The following is a 19,247-nucleotide window of genomic DNA, read 5'->3' on the forward strand; positions in this document are numbered from 1 at the left end:
TACCTTTGCTGCAACACCTTCTTAGCAGCAAAGGCACGTGACATGACCCTGCCAACACATTTCATTTCTCACGGCGGCGGCCCCTGGCCCTGGGTGCCCAACATGGCACAGGAGCTGGAGCCCCTTGCGGCCTCCCTGCGCCAGATTTCAGCCGAGTTGCATCAGAAACCCAAAGCGGTTCTGATGATCTCAGGCCATTGGGAAACCGAGAGTTTTGCGGTGATGCACTGCAAACGTCCGCGGATGGTCTATGACTATCACGGCTTCCCGCCAGAAACCTATGAGCTGAGCTACCCCGCCCCCGGCGCGCCGGACCTGGCCGAGGATGTGGCGCAGCGGCTGCATCAGGCGGGTCTGCCGACGCGGCTGGATGATACGATGGGTTATGACCACGGCACCTTCGTACCGATGGCGCTGATCTATCCCGAGGCGGATGTGCCGCTGTTCCAGGTCTCGCTCCAGCAGGGGTATGACCCTGAAAAACACTGGGACATGGGCCGCGCCTTGGCGCCCCTGCGTGATGACGGCGTGCTGATCATCGGCTCCGGCCTCAGCTATCACAACCTGCGCCAGTTTGGCCCAAAGGCCAAGGTGCCCTCCGAAGCCTTTGATGCCTGGCTGCATGAGGCACTGGCGCTGCCGCCTGAGGCACGGCGTGAGGCGATCCTGAACTGGGAGCAGGCCCCCTTTGCGCGGGAGTGCCACGCCCAAGAGGATCACCTGGCGCCGCTGTTTGCCGCCCTTGGTGCCGCCGAAGGGGCAACCGCCCAGCGCAGCTACCACCAGAAGGACATATTTGGTGGTGTCACGGCCTCAAGCTATCGGTTTGAAGGGTAGGTCGGCTTCTGCCCGCCCCCCGGCAGGCAGAAGCCTTGGGCAACCACCGCTGAAAACAGCGCCACTCACTTTGGCTGCCCATACCGTCGGGTATCGGATATGACACAGGCACTTCAACCGAAAAGAGCATAACCGTCAAAAAACTAGCGCCCCTCATTAGAATATCTTGCCATCCCGGCAACTTGCGTTAAGCGCAACCCCCGGGAGACTGCGACCTAACGGCAACGCAACGCAAAAGGGCGGCCACTGGCCGCCCTTGCGCATTTCGCCCTGTCAGGTGGGTTAGACTGCTGCCTTCAGGCTCTCATCCAGATAGATTTCGCGCAGGCGTTTGGCCACCGGACCAACCGCGCCCTCACCAATCGCAGCGCCATCAATTTCAACAACTGGCATCACGAAGGTCGAGGCGGAGGTCACAAAAGCCTCATCCGCCTGTTGCGCTTCTTCAATGGTGAAGCTGCGCTCCACCACTTCCATCTGGGCTTCGCGGGCGAACCGCAGCACGGCCGCTCGGGTGATGCCGTGCAGGATGTCATTGCTCAGCGCACGGGTGATGATCTTGCCGTCTTTGACGATATAGGCGTTGTTCGAAGTGCCTTCGGTCACCTTGCCCTCTTCGACCAGCCAGGCGTCATCACAACCGGCTTTCTTCGCCATCATCTTGCCCATCGACGGGTAGAGCAGCTGCACGGTTTTGATGTCACGGCGGCCCCAGCGGATATCTTCGATCGAAATGACCTTGATGCCTTTCTGGGCGGCAGGGCTATCGGCCAGACCCGGCTTGTTCTGGGTGAACAGCACCAGCGTCGGACGGGTTTCTGCCGGATCGGGGAAGACAAAGTCACGGTCGCCGGGGGCGCCACGGGTGACCTGCAGGTAGATCATGCCCTCTTCGATGCCGTTCAGCTCAACCAGCTTGCGGTGGATCTCCAGCAGGTCGTCAAACTCAGCTGGTTTGTCCATATCCAGCTCATTCAGCGACCGTTCCAGCCGTTTCAGGTGACCGTCAAAATCGATCAGCTTGCCACCCAGCACGCTGGTCACCTCATAGACGCCATCCGCCATCAGGAAACCACGATCAAAGATCGAGATTTTGGCGTCGGTTTCGGGCAAATACTCTCCGTTAACGAATACGGTGCGGGTCATCACTGGCTCCTGAATTTGGGTTGGTTTCTTCTTGGGCGCATTGCCCGATGTGTCAAGCATTAGCTGGCTGCGCCACGATGGGACGCGGCAACAGGGCGCAACAACAGCCCCGCCTTTGTGAAAGGCAGAATGGGGCTGTCAGTTTGGGTTTTGGTGCGTCGCGCCGGGGCTTACCCCCAGAGCGCGGCCTCAGGTCCATGCACACCGGCCTCATCAAAGGTCAGCGGGGCATCGCGGTCTTCGGCCAGCAGCAGCGGACCATCCAGATCGGTGACCATCGCACCCTGCGCCACCAGCGTCGCCGGCGCCATCGCGAGGGAGGAGCCGACCATGCAGCCGACCATCACCTTATAGCCTTCGGCCAGCGCGGCCTCGCGCAGTTTCAGCGCTTCGGTCAGACCACCGGTTTTGTCGAGCTTGATGTTCACCACATCATATTTGCCCTTCAGCTTCGCCAGCGATGTGCGGTCATGGCAGCTTTCGTCGGCGCAGACCGGCACCGGACGGTCCATACCGATCAGCGCGTCATCTTCACCGGCCGGCAGGGGCTGTTCCACCAGATCCACCCCCAGACGCACCAGATGCGGTGCCAGATCGGCGTAGACCTCAGCACTCCAGCCCTCATTGGCATCCACAATGATCCGGGCCTCGGGCGCGCCTTTGCGCACCGCCTCAAGGCGGACCATATCATCAGGCGTGCCCAGCTTGATTTTCAACAGCGGGCGGTGGGCGTTCTTGGCGGCCTGTTCCTGCATCTCCTCAGGGGAGGCAAGCGACAGGGTATAGGCGGTGATTTCCGGCTCCGGCGCGGGCAGGCCCGCCAGTTCCCAGACCCGTTTGCCAGCCTTTTTCGCCTCTAGATCCCACAGCGCACAATCAACGGCGTTGCGGGCCGCGCCTGCAGGCAGCAGATCCTGCAAAGCCTCACGGGTGACATCTGCGGGCAGGCCTTCGATTTCAGCGGTGACCGACTCAAGCGTCTCATTATAACGCGCATAGGGCACACATTCGCCCCAGCCCACATGGCCGTCGCGTTCGATCTTGACCGTCAGCACCTTGGCCTCGGTCCGGCTGCCCCGGCTGATGGTGAAAACCTGCGCCAGTTTAAAGACGTCTTTTTGAACGGTGATGGTCATGCCGCCCCTCCCCTTTCAATGTTCCTTAAATACTCAAAAGGCCGGAGGGATCGTCCGCTCCGGCCTTCAAGGCTGTTAGATCAGATCGCGTCCAGCGCGTCGACCAGCTTGCCCGCGCCAAAGCGGAACGGGTCGGTTGCCGGCAGGCCCAGCTCGGCCTCAACCTTGGCGCAATAGGCCTTGGCTTCGTCCTCGGGCATGTTTTGAGTGTTGATCGAATAGCCCACAACCTGACAGTCCGGGTTGGCCACTTTGGCCAGCGACAGCGCCATATCGCGCACCGCTTCCAGGCTGGGCAGCTGGTAATCCGGCAGACCACGCATGTGATCGCGGGTCGGCTCGTGGCAGACCACCAGCGCATCCGGCTGACCGCCGTGGATCAGCGCCATGGTCACGCCTGAGTAAGACACGTGGAACAGGCTGCCCTGACCCTCGATGATGTCCCAGTGATCGGCGTCATTGTTGGGGGTGATGTATTCGATCGAACCCGCCATGAAGTCAGCAATTACCGCGTCCAGCGGCACACCGTCGCCGGTGATCAGGATGCCAGTCTGGCCGGTGGCGCGGAACGAGGCCTTCATGCCACGCTCACGCATTTCCTTTTCCATGCACAGCGCGGTGTACATCTTGCCCACCGAACAGTCGGTGCCCACCGCCAGCAGACGTTTGCCGGTGCGTTTCTTACCGTTGGCGATCGGGTAGTCGACCTCAGGCACGCGCACGTCGTGCAGCTCCTGACCGGTGGCTTTGGCCACGGCAACCAGGTCTTCTTCGTCTTTCAGCAGGTTGTGGAGGCCCGAGGCCAGATCAAACCCCTCTTCCAGCGCGGTGACCAGAACCTTTTTCCAGGCCTGGCTGATCACGCCGCCGCGGTTGGCCACGCCGATCACCAGCGTTTTGGCGCCCGCCGCTTTGGCCTCTTCCAGGGTCATGTCGGGCAGGCCCATGTCGGCCTTGCAGCCGTCCATCCGATACTGGCCTACAGCAAATTCAGGACGCCAGTCCTTGATACCTTGGGCCACTTTTGCAGCCAGTTGGTCCGGGGCGTCACCCAAAAACAGCAGATAGGGGGTCTTGATCATCGTATCGGCCTTTCATTTCTTTTAGCTGGCGCAGTGTGATGGATTCGTACCGGGAGTGTCTTCGCGATTGCAGCTGGGCACCCTGCGTCATTGGGAGAAATTTCTGAATTTTGACCGATCGCTCGAAAATTCTTCGAAGTTTGCATTGTGCCTGCGAATTAATCACCGCATCGCGGGTTTCTCTGCAGGCGCGATGCCGCAGGTGCAAAATATCCTTGCGAACAGGAGCGCAATTTAATAACCCTCAAGATGAAAAATCTGTAATTTCGTTACCCAGAGGAATCGCCCAATGAGCTTCCGCCTGCAACCAGCCGCCCCTGCACGCCCCAACCGTTGTCAGCTGTTTGGCCCGGCCTCCAACTCCAAGCTGTTTGCCAAAATGGCGGCGTCGGCTGCGGATGTGATCAACATCGACCTTGAGGATTCCGTGGCCCCCTCGGACAAGGATATGGCGCGCGCCAATGCGATTGAGGCGATCAACACCATCGATTGGGGCAGCAAAACCCTGTCAGTGCGGATCAACGGGCTAGACACCCCCTATTGGTACCGCGATGTGGTGGATCTGTTGGAACAGGCCGGCGATCGGCTGGATCAGATCATGATCCCGAAAGTGGGCTGCGCTGCGGATATCTACGCCGTGGATGCGCTGGTCACCGCGATTGAGGTCGCCAAGGGGCGCGCCAAGCGCATTGATTTTGAGGTGATCATCGAATCCGCCGCCGGCATCGCCCATGTTGAAGAAATTGCCGCTGCCTCCCCCCGGATGGCCGCGATGAGCCTGGGCGCCGCGGATTTCGCCGCCTCAATGGGCATGCAGACCACCGGCATCGGTGGCACGCAGGAAAACTACTACATGCTGCATGAGGGCCAGAAGCACTGGTCCGACCCGTGGCACTGGGCCCAAACCGCCATTGTTGCCGCTTGCCGCACCCATGGTGTGCTGCCGGTGGACGGGCCGTTTGGCGATTTCTCGGATGACGAAGGTTACATCGCGCAGGCCAAACGTTCGGCCACTCTGGGCATGGTAGGCAAATGGGCGATCCACCCGAAACAGATCGCACTGGCCAATGAGGTCTTCACCCCGTCTGAGGCGGCTGTGACCGAAGCCCGCGAAATCCTTGCCGAGATGGAACAGGCCAAGGCCAACGGCGAAGGCGCCACGGTCTACAAGGGCCGTCTGGTCGATATCGCCTCGATCAAACAGGCCGAGGTGATCGTCGCCCAGGCCGAGCTGATCGCCGGCAGCTGAGCCACAAGCAATACCAAGAAGGGCGCCGACAACCGGCGCCCTTTTGCATTTCTGAACCCGTGTTTCGCTTTACTTCAACAGCACACAGAGCTGGGTCAGCAGCTCCTCCGCCGGGGTGTCGGCGGGTGAATTCAGATAGACCTCATAGGGTGCGGCGTCGGCGGCCTCTTCACCGCTTTCCGGCAACCAGCGGCCATAAAGGTACTGATAGGCCTCCGCCATGTTGGAATAGGGGCCTTTGAAGACCAGCACCGCCACCCGACCGGCAGCGTAGCCGCGTTCTTCCAGACCCTCAGGCAGGTCCTGACCATCACGCAGGATCAACGCGGCAAAGCTGCGCAGCTGCTCCTCAGGCATTTCGGTTGGATCGCCACAGTAGATCCCCGCCATGCCGCAGGTCTTCTCCCAGAGGCCGCGGGCTGTGGCCAAGGCCGCCAGTTCCTCAAACTTGGCACCGATCCCCATATAGGATCCCTGATGCTCCCAGCCTGCCAGACGCAGCGCGCCGCGCTCCTCAATTTTAACATCAAACACTTTAAACTCCTCAGGTTTCATCTGCCGGAGCGCCACCAGCGGCACCCCTTGCTTGCGAAACGCCAGAGGCGTCAGACCATAGGCCGCCCGAAAGGCACGGCCAAAGCTTTGCGGCGTGGGATAGCCCACCTGGATGGCAATCTCGGCCACCGGATCGGTGCCCTGCACCAGCCGCAGCGCCGCCTGATGCAGCCGCACCCGGCGCACCATCTCGGCGCAGGTTTCCCCCATCATCGCATGAAACACCCGATGCCAGTGAAACCGCGACATCGCCGCCACGTCGGCCAGCCGGTCCAGCGACAGATCCCCCGCCGGATGATCATGGATATATTTCACCACACGCAGGATCCGGTCTTCGTAGCTTCCAGCCATAACGCCCTCTTTCATTTCGCAGGGCAGATGTGCCCCAGCCCGGATGAACAAGTCTTGCTGACCTGCAGATGCGGCATTTTTTTCACTGTTTCCCGTATACTCCGGGGGAATTGGCCGCAGGCCAAGGGGGCAGCGCCCCCAAAAACGCCAGCAGGGCAGCGCCTCATTAGCCCCGCCACAAATCACGCCTCAATGATCACGCCCGTTCATCCTTGGGTGAGCCCATGACAACAAAGGTGGTGATCGAATTCACTTGATCCAGCGTGCCCATGACATCGGTGTGGAAGCGTTTGTAGTCCGCAAGATCCCGCGCCTCCACGCGCAGCAGATATTCCACCGTGCCGGTGATGTTGTGGCATTCGCGCACCTCTGGCGCCAGCGCCACGGAGCGTTCAAACGCCTCCTGCGCGGATTTGGTGTGCAGCCCCAGCCCCACCGTCATATAGGCCACAAAGCCAACATCCCGCGCCGCCGGGTTGATCACCGCGCGATAGCCCTGAATGACGCCTGAACGCTCCAGCTCCTGCACCCGGCGCAGACAGGCCGAGGGCGACAGCCCCACCCGATCCGCCAGTTCCAGGTTGGAAATCCGACCGTCACGCGACAATTCCTGCAATATCTTGTCGTTGATTTGATCTATCTTCGCCATTTATTGTCTCATCTGCGTATCCACGCCCAACATTGCAATTTCAATGCAGTAAGAACAGCATAATCTTGCCCAATGACGTACGACCTGATCACCGCCCTCGCCGCCTTTGCCTTTGTGACCTCTATCACCCCCGGCCCGAACAACCTGATGCTGATGGCCTCTGGTGCCAATTACGGATTCCGGCGCACCATTCCGCATATGCTGGGGGTGGCGCTGGGGTTTGTCCTGATGGTGGCCCTTGTCGGGGTTGGGCTGATGGGGCTGTTTGATGCCTTTCCAGTAACCCACACGGTGCTGAAGGTTGCCGGGATCGCCTATCTGTTGTGGTTGGCGTGGAAGATTGCCAATGCGGGCATGCCGGATACCAGCGGCAGCACCGGCACGCCGATGACCTTTCTACAGGCGGCGGCCTTTCAATGGGTGAACCCTAAGGCCTGGCAGATGGCGCTGACTGCGATCACGCTTTATGCGCCGGAACGCACGGTGTTTTCGATCCTGATGGTGGCGGCGATTTTCGGCGCGGTGAACCTGCCTTCGGTCAGCAGCTGGACGGTGCTGGGCCAACAGATGAGCCGTGTGCTGTCCTCACCGCAACGGCTGCGAGCGTTCAATATTTTTATGGCCGTGTTGCTGGTGGCGTCGCTCCTGCCGGTTCTCTAATCTCCACTTCATGACACTGACCCTGATCCACACCGCCGATGTACACCGCCTGACCTTTAATGCCCTGCGCGACCAGCTGGCGCCGGAGGCTGCGCTGACCCATCTGGTGCGTCCCGATTGGCTGGCGCAGGCGCAGGCCGGGATCAGCGATGCGCTGCGCGATGAGGTTGGCGCGGCGATTGACGCCGCTGAGGGGCCTGTTCTGTGCAGCTGCACCAGCCTGGGCCCGATCGCTGAGGCGTTTGGCGCCATTCGCATTGATCAGCCGATGATGCGCGCCGCCGCAGAAACCGGGGGGCGGGTGCTGATCGCCTATTGCCTGCGTTCGACCGAGGCGCCCAGCCTGTCGCTGCTGGAGCGGGAGTTTCAGGCCGCGGGCAACATGACCCCGGCCGCGCCGCTGTTTCTGGGGCAGCATTGGCCGCTGTTCGACGCTGGTGACCTGCCGGGGTTTGCCACGGCGCTTAGCCAGGATATCCGGCATGCGGCCGGGCAAGGGCAGTATAGCGCCATCGTTCTGGCGCAGGCCTCCATGGCGGGGGCGGCAGCGGCATTGCAGGACCTGCCCTGCCCTGTTTTGACCTCGCCTGAATTGGCGCTGCGGGCGGCGCTCTCTGGCGCGATTTGATTGGGGAAAATACGCCTGCCCCTCCCCTTAGGTCACATGCGTTGTTGCATCTGAGCGCAGGCAGCGCCATATAACCTGCCATCCAAGGCTGGAGACTGACATAAAATGACCAACTACCTCGACTTTGAACGCCCCCTTGCCGAGATCGAAGGCAAAGCCGAAGAGCTGCGCGCGATGGCCCGCCAGAACGAGGAAATGGACGTCGAAGAAGAAGCTGCTGCTTTGGACAAAAAAGCGTCCGAAATGCTGGCCGAACTGTATAAGACCCTGACACCGTGGCGCAAATGCCAGGTGGCACGGCATCCCGACCGGCCGCATTGCCAAGATTACATCGACGCGCTGTTCACCGAATACACGCCGCTGGCGGGTGACCGGAACTTTGCCGATGATCACGCCGTCATGGGCGGTCTGGCGCGTTTCGGCGACACCCCGGTGATGGTGATCGGCCATGAAAAAGGCAACGACACCAAAAGCCGAATCGACCGCAACTTTGGCATGGCGCGCCCCGAGGGCTACCGCAAAGCCGTGCGTCTGATGGAAATGGCGGACAAGTTTGGCCTGCCGGTGATCACCCTGGTGGACACCCCCGGTGCCTATCCCGGCAAAGGCGCGGAAGAGCGCGGCCAGTCCGAAGCCATCGCCCGTTCGACGGAAAAATGCCTGCAGATCGGCGTGCCGCTGATTTCGGTGATCGTCGGCGAAGGTGGCTCGGGCGGGGCAGTGGCCTTTGCCACGGCAAACCGCGTCGCGATGATGGAACATTCGGTCTATTCGGTGATCACGCCGGAGGGCTGTGCCTCGATCCTGTGGAAGAACGCCGACAAGATGCGCGAAGCCGCCGAAGCGCTGCGTCTGACCGCGCAGGACCTGACCAAGCTGGGCGTGACCGACCGGGTGATTGACGAACCGCTGGGCGGCGCACATCGCGATGCGGGCGCCTCGATCAAAGCGGTTGGCGAACACATCCAGTCGATGCTGGATGAGCTGGCCGGCCAGTCGCCGGAGCAGCTGGTCAAAGACCGCCGCCAGAAGTTCCTGGACATGGGCAGCAAGGGCCTGGCCGCCTAAGAGCTGAACAGAGTTAGATTAAAAAGCCGCCCACCTGTCTGCCGGGCGGCTTTTCTTTTGCAATCAAGGTCTAGTGGTTACGGGCGGTTCGCGCCGGGCAGCGGGCCGTTTGCCGTCCAATCCCAGGTGCCACTGTCGCGTTCCGCCACCGCCTGTTTCCAGCCCACCGCCTCAGCCCGCTGTTTGAAGGTCAACCCTTCGGGCGAATGGCGGGTGATGCCGTCAAACACGGTGGCCAGACGTTGCGTGGCCTGCATGGTCTGCTCCATCGCCTGATTGATCACCATCTTCTGCATCGCCAGCTGATTGATCGGAACTGCCGCCATCCGTTCGGCCATCGCCTCAACCTCAGCGTCCAGATCCGCGGCAGGCACGGCGTTCAGCACCAGCCCCATATCCGCGGCCTCGCGCCCGGTGATCTTGTCACCGGTGAACAGCATCCGTTTGGCCCGTTCCGGCCCCAGACGATAGACCCACATCGCGGTGGTCGGGCAGCCCCAGACGCGGGCGGGCATGTAGCCGATCTGCGCCTCCTCCGCCATGATGGTCAGATCAGCGCAGAGCGCGATGTCCGAACCCCCGGCAACCGCAAACCCGTGCACCTTGCAGATCACTGGCTTCATCGCCTTCCACAGCGACATGTAGTGCTGGGTGTTGCGCCACATGCACTGATAGTCCTTGATCGGATCCCAGGGCATCGGCTGGGTCACCTCACCTGATCCGTTGCCTTCGGCATAAAAGGTCAGATCATAGCCCGCGCAGAAGGCCTTGCCGGCGCCGGACAGCACCATCACATGCACCTCTGGGTCATGATCGGCGCGTTGCACGGCGGCCTCCAACTCCACCGGCAGCTCATCATCGATGGCATTCATCACCTCAGGCCGGTTCAAGGTGATCCGCGCGATGCGGCCGTCGCGTTCATATAACACTTTGCTCATTTCGGTTCCTCCCTGCGGTCAGGGAACACGGCGCGCGAAAGGCTGTAAATTGTTTCGCCCCGTCACTTAGTCGTCACTAATTTCGCCTCCATCGCCGGAAACCGGGCCAAAGGAATTGCTGCCCCCCGGTTCCGTTTTCCGCAGGGACGCGCAATAGTCGCCGGATGATCGAGAAGTTGGAAATGTTCATCGCCCTTGCCCGTGAGCAGCACTTTGGCCGCGCGGCGGAGGCCTGCCGGGTCACCCAGCCCAGCCTTTCGGCCGCCATCAAGCAGCTGGAGGAACAGCTGGGCGTTGTGCTGGTGCACCGGGGATCGCGGTTTCAGGGGCTGACGCCCGAGGGGCAGCGGGTTTTGGACTGGGCGCGCCAGATCGTAGGCGATGTGCGCACCATGAAAGAAGAGATGCGCACCGCGCGGCAGGGGCTTTCCGGCAATCTACGACTGGCGGTGATCCCAACTGCGCTGACGCTGGTGTCTGACCTGACGGCGGATTTTGCCCGTGCCCATCCAAATGTGCGGCTGACCATCTGGTCGCGCACCTCGGGTGAGATCCTGTCGATGCTGGACAATCTGCAGATCGATGCCGGGCTGACCTATCTGGACAATGAACCGCTGGGCCGGGTGACCACGGTGCCGATCCATGCCGAACGCTATGTGCTGATGCTGCGGCGCGATCACCCGCTGGCCAGCCGGGCGCAGGTGAAATGGGCCGAACTGGCAGAGCTGCCGCTGTGCCTGCTGACACCGGATATGCAGAACCGCCGCATCATCAACACTCATCTCAGCACCGCCGGGGTGGAAACGCAGCCGCAGATCGAAGCCTCCTCCCTGATCGTGTTGATTTCCCATGTGATGAGCGGCGGATGGGCGTCGATCCTGCCGCAGAAAAGCACCGAAATCTTCCTGCAAAACGAATCACCCGACGGCGGATTGGTGGCCGTTCCGCTGGTCAGCCCCGAAGCCAGCCATCGAATTGGGCTTATTGCGCCACACCGTGAACCCCATGCGCCGGTGCTGACGGCGCTTCTCGACTCTGCCATGTCGCTTTCGGAACGGTTGGGTCAACGATAGTCAATTCCTATCAAGTAACGAAATTTCGATATTGATTGGTGATGTAAAATTCACCCAAATCGTGGTAAGTTACTGTTAGGGAGGGCCCTGCGATGCCAGATGCATTGCTTGCCGATACTCAGCTCGAGGCGCTGCACAGCATCCTCGCCCAGCATGTTGGGCTGGAAGGACCGCTGCTACCGATCCTGCATGCGGTGCAGGAAGAATTTGACCATATCCCCGCCGGTGCGGTGCCGGTGATCGCGGATCACCTGAACATCGGCCGCGCCGAGGTGCATGGCGTTGTCAGCTTCTACCACGATTTCCGCGACCTGCCAGCGGGCCGCCATGTGGTGAAGATCTGCCGCGCCGAGGCCTGTCAGGCCATGGGTGTGACCCAGATGGCCGATGGCGCGCTGCAAAAGCTGGGGCTGGAATGGCACGGCACCTCCAAAAACGGGGCTGTGACGATTGAGCCGGTCTATTGCCTGGGCCTCTGTGCCTCAGGCCCGGCTGCGATGGTCAATGACACGCTGCATGGCCGGCTGACCGCAGAGAAACTGGAAACCCTACTGGCGGAGGCAAGCGCATGAAGATTTACGTGCCCCTGGACACCGCCGCTGTGGCGGTTGGCGCCGATGAGGTTGCCGCAGCGATTGTGGCCGAAGCCAAAGCGCGCGACATCCCTGTGGAACTGATCCGCAACGGCACCCGCGGCATGGTCTGGCTGGAACCGCTGGTCGAGGTTGAGACCGAGGCGGGCCGCATCGGCTTCGGCCCGATGGAGACCGCTGATGTGCCGTTTCTGTTTGATGATCTTGAGGGCCACGCCAAGGCGCTGGGTCCGGTGGAAGAGATCCCCTATCTGGCGCGCCAGACCCGTCTGACCTTTGGCCGGTGCGGCGTGATCGATCCGCTGTCGATTGCAGATTACGAGGCGCATGGCGGCCTGACCGGTCTGCGCCGCGCGCTGGCGATGACGCCCGCCGATGTGGTGCAGGAAGTCACCGACTCGGGCCTGCGGGGCCGCGGTGGTGCAGGCTTCCCGACGGGCATCAAGTGGAACACGGTTCTGGGCGCTGATGCGGATCAGAAATACATCATCTGCAACGCTGATGAAGGCGACAGCGGCACCTTTGCGGACCGGATGATCATGGAAGGGGACCCTTTCACCCTGATCGAAGGCATGGCGATTGCCGGCCTCGCCGTTGGGGCGACCAAGGGCTATGTCTACCTGCGTTCGGAATACCCCGTTGCCATCCGCGTGATGAATGAGGCGGTGCGCATCGCCCGGCTGAACGGTCTGCTGGGCACGGATCTGATGGGATCGGGCAAAGCGTTCGACATGGAAATCCGCGTCGGTGCGGGGGCCTATGTCTGTGGCGAGGAAACCTCGCTCCTGAACTCGCTGGAAGGCAAGCGCGGCATCGTGCGGGCCAAACCGCCCTTGCCCGCGCTGGAGGGGTTTCTGGGCAAACCCACCGTGGTCAACAACGTGATCTCGCTGGCCACCGTGCCGGTCATTCTGGAAAAAGGCGCGCAGCATTACGCGGACTTCGGCCTTGGCCGGTCGCGCGGCACCATGCCGATCCAGATCGCGGGCAACGTCAAATTTGGCGGGCTGTTTGAAACCGCCTTTGGCATGCCGCTGGGGGATCTGATCAACGACATCGCCGGTGGCACCGCGACGGGCCGTCCGGTGAAGGCGGTGCAGGTTGGTGGCCCCTTGGGCGCCTATCTGGCGCCAGCCAAGTTCGACACGCCCTTTGGCTATGAGGAATTCACCGCCGAGGACGCGCTGATCGGCCACGCCGGGATCGTGGTCTTTGACGACAGCGCAGACATGCTGGGCATGGCCCGGTTCGCGATGGAATTCTGCGCGGTGGAAAGCTGCGGCAAATGCACCCCCTGCCGGATTGGCGCGGTGCGCGGTGTGGAAACCATCGACCGGATCAAAGCAGGTGACCGCAATGCCGTCGCGCTGCTGACGGACCTGTGTGACACGATGAAAGAGGGATCGCTCTGCGCGCTGGGGGGCTTCACCCCCTTCCCCGTCATGTCCGCCCTTGAACAATTCCCCGAAGAATTCACCCCCGTGAAGGAGGCCGCAGAATGAAAGATTTCATGATGCCCGATGATTACGACATGGGCACGCCCGCGTCGAAATCCACCAATATGGTCTCGCTCATCGTGGATGGCTTTGAGGTTTCGGTCCCCGAAGGCACCTCGGTCATGCGGGCCTCGATGGAGGCGGGGATCAAGATCCCCAAGCTTTGCGCCACCGACTCGGTTGAGGCGTTTGGCTCCTGCCGCCTGTGTCTGGTGGAGATTGAGGGCCGCCGGGGCACCCCGGCCTCCTGCACCACACCGGTCAGCGAAGGCATGGTGGTGAAAACCCAGACCGAGAAGGTGCAGAAGCTCCGCAAAGGCGTGATGGAGCTTTACATCTCGGACCACCCGCTAGACTGCCTGACCTGTGCGGCCAACGGTGACTGTGAACTGCAGGATGCCGCCGGGACCGTGGGTCTGCGCGACGTGCGTTATGAGGCCAAAGAGACCCATTTTGAGGCGCGCAACACCAGCGGCGAAGACAACCCCCAGTGGCTGCCCAAGGACGACAGCAACCCCTATTTCACCTATGATCCTTCCAAATGCATCGTCTGTTCGCGCTGCGTGCGTGCCTGCGAAGAGGTGCAGGGCACCTTTGCGCTGACCATCGAAGGCCGTGGTTTTGACAGCCGTGTCTCTGCCGGGATGGCGGGGGATGATTTCCTGGGGTCCGATTGCGTCAGCTGTGGCGCCTGTGTGCAGGCCTGCCCCACCGCAACCCTGCAGGAAAAATCCGTCATCGAGTTGGGCACGCCGGACAAATCCGTGGTCACCACCTGCGCCTATTGCGGCGTGGGCTGTTCCTTCAAGGCGGAGATGCGCGGTGACGAATTGGTGCGTATGGTGCCCTACAAGCACGGCAAGGCAAACCGTGGCCATTCCTGCGTGAAGGGCCGTTTCGCCTATGGCTATGCCAACCACAAGGACCGCATCCTGAACCCGATGATCCGCGACTCGATCGACGAGCCGTGGCAAGAGGTCAGCTGGGACGAGGCGCTGAGTTTTGCGGCCAACCGTTTGAAAGGGTTGCAGGAAAAACATGGCCGCCGCTCTATCGGGGTGATCACCTCCAGCCGTTGCACCAATGAGGAAACCTTCCTGGTGCAGAAACTGGCGCGCGGCGTCTTCATGAACAACAACACCGACACCTGCGCCCGTGTCTGCCATTCGCCCACCGGCTACGGGCTGGGCCAGACCTTTGGCACCTCGGCCGGAACGCAGGATTTCGACAGTGTCGAAGACACCGATGTGGTGATCGTGATCGGCGCCAACCCGACCGATGGCCATCCGGTCTTTGCCAGCCGGCTGAAAAAACGTCTGCGTCAGGGCGCCAAGCTGATCGTGGTGGACCCGCGCCGCACCGATCTGGTGCGCTCAAACCACATCGAGGCGCAGCATCACCTTGCCCTGCGGCCCGGCACCAACGTGGCCGTTGTGACCGCGCTGGCCCATGTGATCGTGACCGAGGGCCTGATGGATCAGGCCTTCATCCAGGAGCGGTGTGACTGGGAAGAGTTCCAGGAATACGCCGAATTTGTCAGCGATCCGCGTCACAGCCCCGAAGCGGTTGAACTGCTGACCGGCGTGCCTGCGCATGAGCTGCGTGCCGCCGCGCGTCTGTTTGCCACCGGTGGCAATGGCGCGATCTACTACGGTCTGGGGGTAACCGAACATTCGCAGGGTTCCACCACTGTGATCGGCATCGCCAACCTGGCCATGCTGACCGGCAACATCGGCCGGCGCGGTGTCGGGGTGAACCCGCTGCGCGGTCAGAACAACGTGCAGGGCTCCTGCGATATGGGCAGCTTCCCGCATGAACTGCCGGGCTACCGCCATGTGAAAGGCCCGGAGGTCCGCGCCATTTTCGAGGACGCCTGGGGCGTGACCATCGATCCCGAACCCGGTCTGCGCATCCCCAACATGCTGGACGCGGCGGTCGATGGCACCTTCAAGGGGCTTTACTGTCAGGGTGAAGACATCCTGCAATCAGATCCCGACACCAAACATGTGGCGGCCGGTCTGGCGGCGATGGAATGCGTCATCGTGCATGACCTCTTCCTCAATGAAACCGCGAACTACGCACATGTCTTCCTGCCCGGTTCGACCTTCCTGGAAAAAGAGGGCACCTTCACCAATGCCGAACGCCGCATCAACCGCGTGCGCAAGGTGATGGCCCCGAAAAACGGCTATGCCGACTGGGAGGTGACGCAGCTGCTGGCGCAGGCGATGGGGGCAGACTGGAACTACACCCACCCCAGCCAGATCATGGATGAGATTGCCGCCACCACCCCCAGCTTTGCCGGTGTGGACTACGCCATGCTGGAGGAGAAAGGCTCGATCCAGTGGCCCTGCAATGAGGCCAACCCCGAGGGCACTCCTTTGATGCATGTCGATGGGTTTGTCCGTGGCAAAGGCCGCTTCATCGTGACCGAATATGTCGCCACCGATGAGAAAACCGGCCCGCGCTTCCCGCTGTTGCTGACCACCGGTCGCATCCTGTCGCAGTATAACGTGGGCGCGCAGACCCGGCGGACGGAAAACGTGGTCTGGCACGATCAGGATGAGTTGGAGATCCACGCCCATGACGCCGAATTGCGCGGCATCAAGGATGGCGACTGGCTGAAGCTGGCCTCACGTTCGGGCGAAACCACGCTGCGGGCCAAGATCACCGATCGGGTCAGCACGGGCGTGGTCTACACCACCTTCCACCACCCCGATACGCAGGCCAATGTGATCACCACGGATTACTCCGACTGGGCCACCAACTGTCCGGAATACAAGGTCACCGCGGTGCAGGTCAGCCTGTCAAACGGTCCCAGCGACTGGCAGGAAGACTATAACGCTCAGGCCGAGAAATCGCGCCGCATCCTGCCGGCGGCTGAGTGATGCGGGCGGCGGTTGATAAACCGGGCCTGACGGCCGGGCCCTTGGGCCTCAGCGACCAGACCACCGCGCTGGCCGAGGAGATGCCGATTGCGCTGGTCTACAATGGCACCACGCTGGCGGTGATGATGGGCTCGCCTGCGGACCTGATCGACTTTGCCCTTGGGTTCTCCCTGACCGAAGGGCTGGTCGACAGCGCAGCCGAGCTGGGTGAGGTCGAGGTGATCCGCCACACCCAGGGCGTGGAGCTGCAGATGTGGCTGCCTGAGGACCGCGCTGCCGCAATGGCCAAACGCCGCCGCGCGCTGGCCGGCCCTGTCGGCTGCGGCCTTTGCGGGGTGGAAAGCTTGGAACAGGCGATGCGCGCCCTGCCGCGTGTCACCGCCGACCTGCGGCTGCGCCGTCAGGACATCCATCTGGCCACCACAACCATGCGCCAGCAACAGCCGCTGCATGACGAAACCCATGCCGCCCACGCGGCCGGCTTCTACCGCCCCGGCGACGGGCTGATCCTCGTGCGCGAGGATGTTGGCCGCCACAATGCGCTGGACAAACTGGCAGGCGCCCTGGCCCTTGCCGGGATCGATGCCAGCACTGGCGCCGTCACCGTCACCAGCCGCCTGTCGTCTGAGATGATCCAGAAAACCGCCCAGATCGGCGCGCCGGTGCTGATCGCGGTCTCCGCCCCCACCGCCTTGGGGGTCGATCTGGCCGATCGGGCCGGGCTCACCCTGGTGACCCGTGCGCGGGGCGCCCGCTTTGACGTCTTCACCCACACCCACCGCATCCACAGCGGAGAGCCGCAATGAAACCGGAAAAACTGATCTATATGGCGAACCAGATCGCCACCTTTTTCGAAAGCAAAAAAGAAGCGGAAGGCATCGAAGGTGTCGCCGCCCATATCAGTGACTTCTGGGAGCCACGGATGCGCGACCAGCTGTCCGAGATTATCGCCGCCGGCGGCCAAGGGCTGAAGCCGCTGGTGCTGAAAGCTGCGCCACAGATCCGCAAACCGGTTGAGATCGACTGACGCTTTTCATCGTTTCACAAATACTCTGGGGGTGACGTTCAAAATCCCTTTTGAACGGAGGGGGCAACGCCCCCTGCCCCTTCTCACACCGCTCCACTCAGCCTGTGCCAAAGGCCTCGGGGTGTTGTTTACCCGCGTCCCCAATCACATCCCAATGCGCCTTAGAGCCAACCCAGATGTGGTGTTTCACCTCCAGCGCTTCAGTCCCTTCGGTCAAAACGCCCACAGGCACATAGGTGCGCGCCGGGTCATTGTCGCCCGGCAGAGGGGAGCCGCAGGTGCGGCAGAACCAGCCCTGCCAATCGACGTCAGGTTTTTTCCAGGTGGCGATGTTGTCTTGTCCAGACAGCCAGCGGAAGTCCTCATTGGGCACCACCACCACCGGCACCCCTGCGCCACCGGTCATGCGGCGGCAGATGGAACAGTGGCACATGTAGACATCGCGGATCTCGGACGTGATCTCAAACCGGACCGCGCCGCAATTGCATTCCCCTTTGGCCATGGCTCTTTCCCTTACTCTTGCCCCTTCCACAGTTTCACTCAGCCAAATCTTCGATTTGGCAGCGCCCGAACCGCCCCCACGGGGCGGGCGCTTCGCTTTGCCCCTCGGTTCGGCCGCAGTGGCCCAGCTTGAAGGCAATCACCTTTGGGCTCTTCTGATACCTTCCAAACACTGCTACGAAGCTCGCCAAAGAAAAAGCCCCCACCGAAGCGAGGGCCCACTTCTATGCCAGTCGTGTGGATCCGCTCACACCCATTTCGCCATCGGCGGCAGGCTCATCAGGACCGCATTGGCGTCATGGCCGGTTTCCAGACCAAATTTGGTGCCACGGTCATAGACGAGGTTATATTCCGCATAGAGGCCACGATGCTGCAGCTGTTGGTCTTTGTCCGCTTCATTCCAGACCGTATCACGGCGTTTCTCGGTCACCGGCAGGAAGGCCGGCAGGAAGGCGCGGCCAACGTCCTGAATGAAGGCAAAATCCGCCTCCCAGTCGCCTGAGTTATGGTCATCCAGAAAGATGCCGCCAACCCCACGGGCACGACCGCGGTGCGGCACAAAGAAATACTCATCCGCCCATGCCTTCAAGCGCGGATAGAATGCGGTGTCGTGCTTGTCGCAAAACTCTTTCTGCACGCCGTGGAAATGCGCGGTGTCCTCATCATATTCGATGCAGGGGTTCAGGTCCGATCCACCGCCGAACCACCAGGCATGCGGCGTCCAGAACATGCGCGTGTTCATATGCACCGCAGGTGTATGTGGGTTCTGCATATGGGCCACCAGCGAAATGCCCGAGGCCCAGAAGCGCGGATCTTCTTTCATGCCGGGGATGCCTTTGCGGGCCGCCATGGCGTTTTGGGCCCGTTCGCCCAACTCACCATAGACGGTGGAGATGTTGACCCCCACCTTTTCGAACACCCGGCCGCCGCGCATCACACTCATCAGGCCGCCGCCTGCGTCCGAGCCATCTGCCGAGGCGCGTTTGGTCTCTGTCACCTCAAAGCGTCCGGCAGGTTGATCCGCCAAGGGGCCGGTGGTCTGGCTGTCCTCCAGCGCCTCAAAGGCGGCAACAATCTCATCACGCAGCTGGCGGAACCACTGGCTGGCGCGTTGTTTTTCCTGTGCAAACTCTTCCGACATTGCGACGCTCCTTCATCCTATTGTTAGGGATGTAGCAGGTGCGGCGAAGGGCGGAAAGCGCGCGTTCGGTCGCGTCTGGAGAAGAGTGCGACGGCAGGTTCGCGCCCGATCCGAAGGCGGCTCGATAATTTGCGTGACCTCTGGGCCCAAGAAGCCGTTGTGCACTGGACGATCATCAAGACTTCGCACCCGCCTTGGGGGCGGGGCCGTATGATTTTACTGGTGCGAACCG

19 protein-coding genes are annotated in these 19,247 nt (G+C 61.7%); 11 read left to right on the forward strand and 8 right to left on the reverse strand.

Translation table 11 applies throughout. The features are described from left to right. Positions 1-42: 42 nt before the first annotated feature. Positions 43-837: a class III extradiol ring-cleavage dioxygenase gene (locus ACORLH_RS18775; protein WP_321829855.1), complete on the forward strand. Its 795-nt coding sequence runs from the start codon at positions 43-45 to the stop codon at positions 835-837. A 282-nt stretch (positions 838-1,119) separates the two neighbouring features. Here ACORLH_RS18775 and ACORLH_RS18780 read toward each other — a convergent pair whose 3' ends face one another. The 3 genes from ACORLH_RS18780 to dgcN all read right to left on the reverse strand — a co-directional run bounded on the left by ACORLH_RS18780 (position 1,120) and on the right by dgcN (position 4,201). Continuing rightward, positions 1,120-1,983, reverse strand: a complete 864-nt coding sequence (locus ACORLH_RS18780) for a D-amino-acid transaminase (RefSeq protein ID WP_321829856.1) — start codon at positions 1,981-1,983, stop codon at positions 1,120-1,122. A 170-nt stretch (positions 1,984-2,153) separates the two neighbouring features. Continuing rightward, entirely contained in the window at positions 2,154-3,119 is a 966-nt protein-coding gene (gene dgcA, locus ACORLH_RS18785; protein ID WP_321829857.1) for an N-acetyl-D-Glu racemase DgcA, read from the reverse strand. A gap of 80 nt (positions 3,120-3,199) precedes the next feature. After that, complete coding sequence (gene dgcN, locus ACORLH_RS18790; protein ID WP_321829858.1) at positions 3,200-4,201, reverse strand: N-acetyltransferase DgcN; 1,002 nt, start codon at positions 4,199-4,201, stop codon at positions 3,200-3,202. A gap of 289 nt (positions 4,202-4,490) precedes the next feature. Here dgcN and ACORLH_RS18795 point away from each other — a divergent pair, with 289 nt between their 5' ends. Continuing rightward, positions 4,491-5,450, forward strand: coding sequence for an L-malyl-CoA/beta-methylmalyl-CoA lyase (locus ACORLH_RS18795; RefSeq protein WP_321829859.1), 960 nt, complete (start codon positions 4,491-4,493; stop codon positions 5,448-5,450). Between the two features lie 69 nt (positions 5,451-5,519). Here ACORLH_RS18795 and ACORLH_RS18800 read toward each other — a convergent pair whose 3' ends face one another. Together ACORLH_RS18800 and ACORLH_RS18805 are read right to left on the reverse strand one after the other, a co-directional pair. Continuing rightward, positions 5,520-6,356 carry an AraC family transcriptional regulator gene (locus tag ACORLH_RS18800; RefSeq protein WP_321829860.1) on the reverse strand — a complete coding sequence of 279 codons (837 nt, stop codon included), beginning with the start codon at positions 6,354-6,356 and terminating at the stop codon, positions 5,520-5,522. Positions 6,357-6,552: 196 nt separating this feature from the next. Then, positions 6,553-7,005 carry an Lrp/AsnC family transcriptional regulator gene (locus tag ACORLH_RS18805; RefSeq protein ID WP_321829861.1) on the reverse strand — a complete coding sequence of 151 codons (453 nt, stop codon included), beginning with the start codon at positions 7,003-7,005 and terminating at the stop codon, positions 6,553-6,555. A 72-nt stretch (positions 7,006-7,077) separates the two neighbouring features. Between ACORLH_RS18805 and ACORLH_RS18810 the strand changes: the two genes are divergently transcribed. From ACORLH_RS18810 to ACORLH_RS18820, 3 genes are all read left to right on the forward strand, one after another. Next, on the forward strand, positions 7,078-7,665 hold the full coding sequence (locus ACORLH_RS18810) for a LysE family translocator (protein ID WP_321829862.1): 588 nt from the start codon (positions 7,078-7,080) through the stop codon (positions 7,663-7,665). A gap of 10 nt (positions 7,666-7,675) precedes the next feature. Continuing rightward, complete coding sequence (locus ACORLH_RS18815; protein ID WP_321829863.1) at positions 7,676-8,293, forward strand: hypothetical protein; 618 nt, start codon at positions 7,676-7,678, stop codon at positions 8,291-8,293. Positions 8,294-8,398: 105 nt separating this feature from the next. Beyond that, positions 8,399-9,361 carry an acetyl-CoA carboxylase carboxyltransferase subunit alpha gene (locus ACORLH_RS18820; RefSeq protein WP_058245495.1) on the forward strand — a complete coding sequence of 321 codons (963 nt, stop codon included), beginning with the start codon at positions 8,399-8,401 and terminating at the stop codon, positions 9,359-9,361. A 77-nt stretch (positions 9,362-9,438) separates the two neighbouring features. On the opposite strand, the gene ACORLH_RS18825 is transcribed toward ACORLH_RS18820, so the two are convergent. Beyond that, positions 9,439-10,299 (reverse strand): crotonase/enoyl-CoA hydratase family protein, encoded by an 861-nt coding sequence (locus tag ACORLH_RS18825; RefSeq protein ID WP_321829864.1) that lies wholly within the window; start codon positions 10,297-10,299, stop codon positions 9,439-9,441. 164 nt (positions 10,300-10,463) lie between these two features. On the opposite strand from ACORLH_RS18825, the gene ACORLH_RS18830 reads away from it, so the two are divergent. The 6 genes from ACORLH_RS18830 to ACORLH_RS18855 all read left to right on the forward strand — a co-directional run bounded on the left by ACORLH_RS18830 (position 10,464) and on the right by ACORLH_RS18855 (position 17,373). Beyond that, complete coding sequence (locus tag ACORLH_RS18830) at positions 10,464-11,372, forward strand: LysR family transcriptional regulator (RefSeq protein WP_321829865.1); 909 nt, start codon at positions 10,464-10,466, stop codon at positions 11,370-11,372. A 92-nt stretch (positions 11,373-11,464) separates the two neighbouring features. Further along, complete coding sequence (locus tag ACORLH_RS18835; RefSeq protein WP_321829866.1) at positions 11,465-11,944, forward strand: formate dehydrogenase subunit gamma; 480 nt, start codon at positions 11,465-11,467, stop codon at positions 11,942-11,944. Beyond that, a complete protein-coding gene (locus ACORLH_RS18840) occupies positions 11,941-13,467 on the forward strand; it encodes an NADH-quinone oxidoreductase subunit NuoF (RefSeq protein ID WP_321829867.1) in 1,527 nt (508 codons plus the stop codon). The genes ACORLH_RS18835 and ACORLH_RS18840 overlap by 4 nt, the downstream gene beginning before the upstream one ends. Beyond that, positions 13,464-16,346 carry a formate dehydrogenase subunit alpha gene (gene fdhF, locus ACORLH_RS18845; RefSeq protein ID WP_321829868.1) on the forward strand — a complete coding sequence of 961 codons (2,883 nt, stop codon included), beginning with the start codon at positions 13,464-13,466 and terminating at the stop codon, positions 16,344-16,346. The genes ACORLH_RS18840 and fdhF overlap by 4 nt, the downstream gene beginning before the upstream one ends. Further along, positions 16,346-17,152, forward strand: coding sequence for a formate dehydrogenase accessory sulfurtransferase FdhD (fdhD, locus tag ACORLH_RS18850; RefSeq protein ID WP_321829869.1), 807 nt, complete (start codon positions 16,346-16,348; stop codon positions 17,150-17,152). The genes fdhF and fdhD overlap by 1 nt, the downstream gene beginning before the upstream one ends. After that, a complete protein-coding gene (locus tag ACORLH_RS18855) occupies positions 17,149-17,373 on the forward strand; it encodes a formate dehydrogenase subunit delta (protein WP_058245502.1) in 225 nt (74 codons plus the stop codon). The genes fdhD and ACORLH_RS18855 overlap by 4 nt, the downstream gene beginning before the upstream one ends. Before the next feature lie 97 nt (positions 17,374-17,470). Here the strand turns inward: ACORLH_RS18855 and ACORLH_RS18860 are convergent, their stop codons facing one another. Both ACORLH_RS18860 and hemF read right to left on the reverse strand, forming a co-directional pair. Continuing rightward, complete coding sequence (locus ACORLH_RS18860; RefSeq protein ID WP_321829871.1) at positions 17,471-17,875, reverse strand: GFA family protein; 405 nt, start codon at positions 17,873-17,875, stop codon at positions 17,471-17,473. A 246-nt stretch (positions 17,876-18,121) separates the two neighbouring features. Further along, entirely contained in the window at positions 18,122-19,015 is an 894-nt protein-coding gene (gene hemF, locus ACORLH_RS18865) for an oxygen-dependent coproporphyrinogen oxidase (RefSeq protein ID WP_321829872.1), read from the reverse strand. Positions 19,016-19,247: the final 232 nt, after the last annotated feature.

The organism is Thalassovita sp. (assembly GCF_963691685.1).
Lineage (GTDB): Bacteria > Pseudomonadota > Alphaproteobacteria > Rhodobacterales > Rhodobacteraceae > Thalassobius.